The sequence below is a fragment of the Limnoglobus sp. genome, assembly GCF_059499385.1.
The window spans coordinates 22,562-30,239 of the sequence record NZ_JCABYM010000095.1; the positions used below are offsets into that span (position 1 = coordinate 22,562).

Here is a 7,678-nt window from a genome sequence, read left to right on the forward strand (position 1 = left end):
TACTTCACGCCGCCAGCGCCGGCGGCTGCGGTTGGTTCGACTTCCGCCGGAAGCGGTTCCACACGCCGACGGCCAGCCGCGTGCCCCACCCGCGGCCGGGGGCCGGCGGCGGCGGCTCCAGGTCGGTCGTCGTCGGTCGGAACACGATCACCAACAGTAATGGCGCGTACCACAGCACGTACAGCCCGCCCCGGTCCGCGAACCAGAACTGCACGCCGATCAGGACCGCCGCCGACATCGCGCCGAGGTGCGCCATCGTCCGCACGGCCGGCCAGAAGAAGCTCGTCACCACGAACGCCGCGTACATGATGAAGATCGGCAGCCGGTACGCGAACGTCCGGCCCTGCCACAGGCTCTCGGCCGTCGGCCGCTTCCACGGCTGCCAGTCGGAGAAGTGCAGCACCTGCGACAGCCCGGTCGGGAAGTACCCGGCCGCCCACAGCACGCTCAGCGTGCCGACGAGCGACACGACCATCGCCGTGAAGAACCCGAAGGCGAACCGCCATGCCCCGCGCCGCCAGTAGAAGTGCAGCCAGACCGGGAACAGCAGGGCCGGGAAGAACGTCGCCCCGGCCGCGAGGCCGAGCAGCCACCCGCTGACCCGCGGGTGGCGGTACGCGAACAGCGCCCACAACACGAGCGCCGCCGGCAGGACGTGGTGCAGTTGCGAGATGTGGTACGCGGTGTACGGCAACAGCAGGTACATCGTGCCCATCGCGACGCCGGTTTCCGCGTCGCGGAAGTGCCGCCAGCCGACGAAGAACAGCCCGACGACGACGGCCGCGTGCCCGGCGAGCGCGAGGCAGCGGACGGTCCAGTTCCGCAGCCGGGCGAGCGAGGCGTCCGTCTCCTGCCCGGTGGACACGACGGCCGCCGCACCTTCGGCGACGCCGGCGATGGCGGCCGGCTGCTTGCCGACCGGCTCCCAGGCGTAGTCCGGGCGAATCCCGGCGACGGCGGCGAGGCAGACGAACAGCGCGACCCCGAACCACGCCAGCCCGGCGACGGCGAGGTTCGACCGGAACACCGGCCGGCGGTTCGCGGCGAGGTCGAAGAAGCAGCGGAACAGCCAGACGGCGGACGCCGCCAAGAGCCAGGCGTAGCCGAACACCCGCTCCCCATCCGCGATGTCGCGGTCGGTCGCGGCCGACTGGTTCGCTTCCTGGAGGAACAGGAACCCCGGCACGAACAGGAACAGGGCGAGCAGGTCCCAGTTCCGCAGGTGGAACGGCCGGCCGAAGTGGAAGAACAGGGCGACGGCGAGGAAGAACGCGAAGTAGAACCAGGTCGTCGAGTTCGGCAGGTGGAATTCGAGAAAGATGGATGCGAACACGGTAACTCCTTCGCCGTGGGCACCTTCCTCGGCAGTGCGAGGGTTGTTGTACGCAATGCGCCGCGGATGGGGAAGGAATCCGCCGCGATCCGGAGGCGTTACGGAGCGCGGCCTCCGACTTCCGAAGTCCGGCTTCGACTTCGGAAGTCGAACGGAGCCAGCACCGACGGGATGTGAGGACCGCAGCCGCGCGGGATCGACTTCCGAAGTCGAAGCCGGACTTCGGAAGTCTAGGTGTTACTCGCCCCCCCCCGCTCAACCACCGGGGCGCGGCTAAACGGTCGTTGCCCTTGACCCCGCGTTTCGGCCCGCGATACCATCCGCCGCGATTCCCTGCCTACTCGGGCCGACGTGTCATGAAAACGCTGCTCCGCTCCGTCCTCGGCCAGACCGTGATTTGGCGGGCACTTCGCCAGATGAAACGAGCCGTCACGCGGGCCCAGCCCGCGCCGCCGGCGGACCCGCGGGACGCCGTCGTGACGTGGCTGAACCCGCCGCCGGCGGCCGAGGCGAAGGCCGCGCTCGACGCGAAGCTGCGGGTCGAACACGTCGCGCATCCCGCGGCCGTCCGCTGCCGGTGGCTGACCCGGTTCGGCACGCCGTTCGACGCCGAGCCGACGACCGTGCCGCTGCCGCGGCCGCCGTTCCCGCACGCCTCCGAGGAGGTCACGGTCCGCGTGCCGACGCCGGACGTGGTCGGCGACTTCACGCTGGAGATCGACCTCGTCCGCGGCGGCGAACTCGTCGAGGCCGCCCGCGGCGTCCGCGTGGGCTTGCCGGTCGTCGGCCCGCGGGCCACGGACATCGACTACCACTCGGTCTACCGCACCGCGAACCTGGACGAGAACCACTGGTGGGTGGTCGGGGCGTACCACTCGAAGGCGGAGTACGAGAAGTCGTCCCGCGAGCGGCTCGGGATGCTCACCGGGTTCGGGCTGACGCCGGATTCGCACGTCCTGGACGTGGGCTGCGGGACCGGGCAGATGGCCGGGGCGATGCTGGACTACCTGACGCCCCGCGGCCGGTACGCCGGCACGGACATCGGCGTCGAGGCGATCCGGTTCTGCAACCGGACGTTCCGCCGGCCGAACTTCGCGTTCGAGGTCGGCGGCCTGACGACCGTTCCGTTCGCGGAGAACGGCACGTTCGACCTGGCGATCTTCTTCAGCGTGTTCACCCACACGTTCGCGGACGAGACGGCGCTGCTTCTCGCGGAAGCGAAGCGGCTGCTGAAGCCGGGCGGCGTGATTATCGCGGACGTGATTACGTCGGAGCTGGTGGAGCGCGGAGCTGGGCACCGCGGCGAGATGGTGGTGAACAAGGACCACTTCCTGCGGCTGGCCGCTATGCTAGGGTACACGGCCGAGGTGCTCGGCCGGTGGCCGTGGAACCGCCACGCGGAGCGGTTCATGTTCAAGCTGCGGCCCCAATAGCCTTGGCCGCGTCTACAGCCGCGGAGCGGCGGCGGTCGTTAGCCAGGGGCGCAAGCCCCTGGTTGGTCGACCATCACGCAAGCCCCGGAGGGGCGACAGATGCCGCGTCTGTCGCCCCTCCGGGGCTTGGGCGTTCGGGTAGGGCTCCGATCCCAGGGGTTCCGCTCCGCTCCACCCCTGGCTAACGACTACCGCCGCTACGCGGCTGAAGACGGAGCGAAGGCCGCCGCAGGTAGCGACGACCCACTGGAATTGAGTTCATACCATGCGCATCCTGCTGACCAACGACGACGGGTTCTACGCCCCCGGCCTGCGGGCGCTAAGGAACGAGTTGAAGGCCCTCGGCACGGTCACCGTCGTCGCCCCGGCCACGGAGCAGAGCGCCGCCGGGCACTCAGTCACACTCCTCACGCCGTTACTTGTGAACGAAGTTTTTGAAGACGACGGCACGACGCCGATCGGGTGGGCCGTCGAGGGCCGACCGGCCGACTGCGTGAAGCTCGCGCTGCTGGAACTGCTCAAGGAGCCGCCGGACGTGATCGTCAGCGGGCTGAACGCCGGGTCGAACGCCGGCATCAACGTCCTCTACTCCGGGACCGTCGCGGCCGCCATCGAGGGGGCGTTCTACCATTACACCGCCATCGCGTGTTCGCTGGAGTACGAGAAGAAGATTTACGACTTCCCGACGGCCGCCCGCCACGCCCGCCGGGTGGTGGAACAGATTCTCGCGAACCGCCCGGCGAAGGGGAGCCTGTTCAACGTGAACATCCCGGTGCTGGAGAACGGCCCGATCCGCGGCGTGAAGGTGCTGCCGCAGAACGTCTCCCCCTACGAGGAGAAGTTCGACCGCCGGGTGAACCCCCGCGGCCGGACGTACTTCTGGACGAGCCCGGACTTCTGCTGCCCGGCCCCGCACCCGGACACGGACGTGACGGCGCTGGCCGAGCAGTTCATCAGGGTGCCGCCGGTGATGTTCGACGTGACCTATCACGCGACGCGGGCCGCGTTGATGGGCTGGAGGTGGGTGGTGGATGGGGTGGGGGGGGCGTACGCCCCCTGATTCTGGATCGCGCTCCCAGAATCAGGGGGCTTACGCCCCCACTCGCCAAGAGTCGGCCTCACGGCCTCGGGCCGTCGGTCGTGTACCACGACTTCCACTCGTCCAGCGCGATCCGCTTCCGCTCGTCGTTCGCCCCGGTCGGCGGGCCGAAGTCCTGGTTGAACATCGCCTTCAACGACGCCCGCGCCGCCCGGACGACCGCGTCGTCGATGTCCGTCACCCGCTCGATCAGGTCGAGCGTCAACGTCTTCTGGTCCTTCATCGCCGCCGCCAGGCAGGCCGCCCGCCGCAACTCCGCGTCGCGGTCCTTCATCATCTTCGCCAGCGTGTCCGGCGTCATCCGCACCAGCCGGTCGGCCAGCGCCTCGCGGGCCAGGATCGCCCGCCGCTCGCTCAGGAACGGGACCGCCTGCGCCAGCCCGGCCGTGAACTGCCCGCCCTTCGACTCGCGGGCCGCCTTCAGCTTGCCGTCCCACTTCGTGTCCGGCTGCTTCGCCACCAGTCCGGCCGCGATCCGGTCGGCCTCGGACGGGCCGCGGACGCGGTTCAGGTCCGGGTTCTTCGGGTCCGGCGGGCCTTCCGTGTTCGGGTCGATCCGCCGGCCCATGGCGGCGATCGCCAGCGGCCCGCCGCGGGACCCGCGGAGTTCCCCGTTGCCGGGGTCCTTCACCTTGCCGTCGAGCTGCCGGGTCACGTCGGCAATGAAGTTCGCCTTCTTCAGGAACAGCACGGCGAACGCCGTCTGGACCGGCGGGCCGTGCGACCCGATCCACGACCCGTTCGGCTGCTGGGCCGGGAGGATCGTGTTCACGCCCCACTGGTACCAGTCCACGTCGCCGATGGTCTCCAGCCCGTAGGCCACGCCGACCCGCTCCAGCGACCAGATGAAGTACAGGTCGCCGACGCCGCCCCAGTGCCCGCCGTCGGCCATGACGACGCCCTTGCCGCCGATCGTCCGGCCGAGGGCCTGGAGCGCCCGGTCGATGGCCATGTCGCGGATGGTCGGGGCCTTCTTCTTCTTCTCCTCTTCCTCCTCGTCCGGCATCTCCTCGTCCGGGTCCTCCTCGGGCTTGGGCTTCTCGGCCTTCGCCGGCGGGTTGAAGAACGGGTCGTCGTCCTTCGGCTTGGGGGGCGTGGGGTTCCCCTCGCCGACGAGCTTGCGGCCGGCCTTGCGGGCCTCGTCGTTCGCCTTGCCGACGGCCAGCCCGAGCAAGCCGGCGCACGTCATGGCCGGGGTGGACGTGTTCGCGCCGTTGGAGGCGCTGTACGACCACCCGTGGTCGGTCGGGCTTTGCGTCCGGAGGAACCGGTTGTCGATGGCGGAGATGGCGGAACTGGCCGGCACGCCCCGCCGCTGGGCGACCCAGACGCCAATGATCGCGAACTGGGTGTTCGAGTTGTCGTCCCCGCCGACCGCGTTCCCGCCGCCGCCGCGGCCCAGCCGGAGCACCTTCTGCGCCTCCGGGTGTAGCCCGGCCGTGCCGACCGGCCGCAGCGCCCCCTGGAGCCGGGCCTGTTCCGCCTGCGGCACGTCCGCGACGCAAGTGTAGCTCCACCCGCCGAAGTTGTTCTGCCCGACGATCAGCCGCGCGCCCAGCAGCTGGATGAGCGGGATGTCGGCCGGCTCGTTCAGCTTGTCCAGGTAGAGGATGCCGAGGGCGAGGTCGTAGGTGCGGCCCTCGCCGAGGCCGCCGAGCCGGACGAGCTGGGTGATGGAAGCGACGGCCGGGTCGTTCTTCGGCACGTCGGCCTCCAGCAGCGCCAGGCCGACCAGCGCCCGCCCGCCGAGCCGGGCCGTGGTGTCGTGCATGCCGTTCGGCCCGCCGCCGCCGCCGCCGACCGTCTTCAGGTACTCGACCCCCTTCTGGACGGCCGCGTCCACCTTTTGCTTGTCCACGGCCGCGCGACCGGGCGTCGCCAGGCAGGCCAGGCCGAGGGTCAGCGTCAGAAGCAACCGCGCCATGAGATTCTCCCCCGTCATTGGACCGTCACCTCGACCGGGACGAGGTGGTTGATTACGTAGGTTCGTCGATCCGTGTCCCGCTTCTCCGGCTGCCCCTTGCCGGCCGCGTCGGTGCAGCGGCAGAGCAGCTTCGCCGGGCCGGGCGTGGCCGGTACGTCCCAGGCGAACTCCCACGCCCGCCAGCAGAACGGCTTCGCCTCGCCGGTCAGCTTCGCCTCGGCCCACGTCTTGCCGCCGTCGCCGCTGACCTCGACCTTCGCGACCGTCGATTCGCCGGCCCACGCGGAGCCGCGGACCGTGTAGCTCTTCCCCGCCGGGACGACCTCGCCGATCAGCGGCCGGGCGATCTGTGCCTTCGGCTGCATGGCAGTGACCGGCGTGAGGGTCGCGAGGCCGCCGTCCCGCCGCTCGTAGGTCGCGTAGTCGAACGTCTGCCAGAAGCCGTTGTACGGCTTGTCCGTGACGACGATCCGCGTCAGCCATTTCACCGCCGCCATGCCGAACCACCCGCCGACGACCGCCCGCAACGGGAACCCGTGGCTCGGCGTCAGGGACTTGCCGTTCTGCTGGTACGCGAGCAGCACCTCGGGCTTCTTCGCCTTCTCAAGCGGGATGCTCCGATCGAAGTGGATCGGCCCCGGTGTCGGGTGGTCGCCGGCGATCGTCCCCTTGTCCGCGCCGATCAGGACGACCTCGACGGCGTTTGCCTTGACCTTCGCCCTCTCCAGTATGGCCGAAAGCGGCACGCCGGTCCACTCCGCGTTTCCGACGGCCCCGAACTGCCACTGCAACCCCCGCGCGGCCGGCACGAGGAACACGCGACCGTTGCCGGCGCACTCGAGCGTCAGCGGCATCGTCGTCGCGGGCATCGCCTGGATGTCGTCGAGCGACAGCTCCAGCGGCGACTCGACGGCCCCTTCGACTTTCAGCCGGTAGGTTTTCGCGTCCATCGTCGGCACGGCGAAGTGGCTGCGGACGAAGAACTGCTCCGTCGGCGTGACGAACGAGTTCAGGTCGCCGAACGCGGATTCGAGGTTCTGCGGCTCGGCCATGCGGACCGTCAGCCCCGGCTTCGGCGCGTCCTGCGCGGCGGCGCGGCCGGCGAGCAACGTTGCGGCGGTGGCCTTGAGGGCATCGCGGCGGGAGAGGTGGGTCATGGTGGTCCTGGGGTCGTCCCCGCGGACGTTCGTCCGCGGGCTTTCTGTTTTTCAGGGCGAAAGCCCGCGGACGAACGTCCGCGGGGATGGGGAAGGTACTACCGATGCTCGCGGAAGTCCCACACCCACGCGCCTTCGTTCCGATGGCGGAGGATGTAGTAGAACGTGTTGAGCTGGTGCTGCCGGTCGCGGATCGGGTTGACCTTCCCGTCCTTCGCCCAGAGTTTGCCGACCCAACCGATTTCCTTCAACTGAAATGTGGCGTTCCGCTTCGCGAATCCGACCCACCGCTTCGGGACCGGGCCGGGCGGCATCTTCGCGAGCAGATGAACGTGGTTGCTACTAACGCTCAGCGCCAACACTTGGGCCGTGTACTCCTGCAGCTTGGCGACCATCGCCAGCGCGACGACTTCCCGCAGGTCGCGGTCGATCTTCACGGGCGGCTGCTTCAACAAGCTCAGGCTCCGCTGATACAAGCTGCGGTACATGCCGGGCGGCGGCGGGTTCTTGTAGTCGCCCTCGACGTGCTGCCGATGGTGGCGGGTGCGGTAGCCGCGGGGGTCGCCGGGCAGCCACGCGGCGTACGTGTGCGTCGTGCAGTGGAACCAGCGACGATCCTCGTCCATCGCGTGCCCCCTCCCCGCGGGCCGTTGGGCCCCGGGGGTTGGCCCCCCACGGAAAGCCCCCGGGCCACCGGCCGCGGGGTGGGGAGTACCCCCAACCCCTAGCCCG

General features: G+C 70.0%; 6 protein-coding genes. 2 read left to right on the forward strand and 4 right to left on the reverse strand.

Going from position 1 to position 7,678, the window contains the following annotated elements; translation table 11 throughout:
• Positions 1-4: 4 nt before the first annotated feature.
• Positions 5-1,333 (reverse strand): hypothetical protein, encoded by a 1,329-nt coding sequence (locus AC5JJ2_RS17115; RefSeq protein WP_495859232.1) that lies wholly within the window; start codon positions 1,331-1,333, stop codon positions 5-7.
• Positions 1,334-1,689: 356 nt separating this feature from the next.
• On the opposite strand from AC5JJ2_RS17115, the gene AC5JJ2_RS17120 reads away from it, so the two are divergent.
• The gene (locus AC5JJ2_RS17120; RefSeq protein WP_495859233.1) at positions 1,690-2,766 is read left to right on the forward strand and encodes a class I SAM-dependent methyltransferase; all 1,077 of its coding nucleotides are present in this window, start codon (positions 1,690-1,692) and stop codon (positions 2,764-2,766) included.
• A gap of 265 nt (positions 2,767-3,031) precedes the next feature.
• A complete protein-coding gene (gene surE, locus AC5JJ2_RS17125) occupies positions 3,032-3,826 on the forward strand; it encodes a 5'/3'-nucleotidase SurE (protein ID WP_495859234.1) in 795 nt (264 codons plus the stop codon).
• Between the two features lie 58 nt (positions 3,827-3,884).
• Here surE and AC5JJ2_RS17130 read toward each other — a convergent pair whose 3' ends face one another.
• The 3 genes from AC5JJ2_RS17130 to AC5JJ2_RS17140 all read right to left on the reverse strand — a co-directional run bounded on the left by AC5JJ2_RS17130 (position 3,885) and on the right by AC5JJ2_RS17140 (position 7,572).
• Positions 3,885-5,789 (reverse strand): hypothetical protein, encoded by a 1,905-nt coding sequence (locus AC5JJ2_RS17130; RefSeq protein WP_495859235.1) that lies wholly within the window; start codon positions 5,787-5,789, stop codon positions 3,885-3,887.
• 14 nt (positions 5,790-5,803) lie between these two features.
• The gene (locus AC5JJ2_RS17135) at positions 5,804-6,946 is read right to left on the reverse strand and encodes a sulfite oxidase (protein WP_495859236.1); all 1,143 of its coding nucleotides are present in this window, start codon (positions 6,944-6,946) and stop codon (positions 5,804-5,806) included.
• Positions 6,947-7,044: 98 nt separating this feature from the next.
• Positions 7,045-7,572: a transposase gene (locus tag AC5JJ2_RS17140; protein WP_495859237.1), complete on the reverse strand. Its 528-nt coding sequence runs from the start codon at positions 7,570-7,572 to the stop codon at positions 7,045-7,047.
• Positions 7,573-7,678 lie beyond the last annotated feature (106 nt).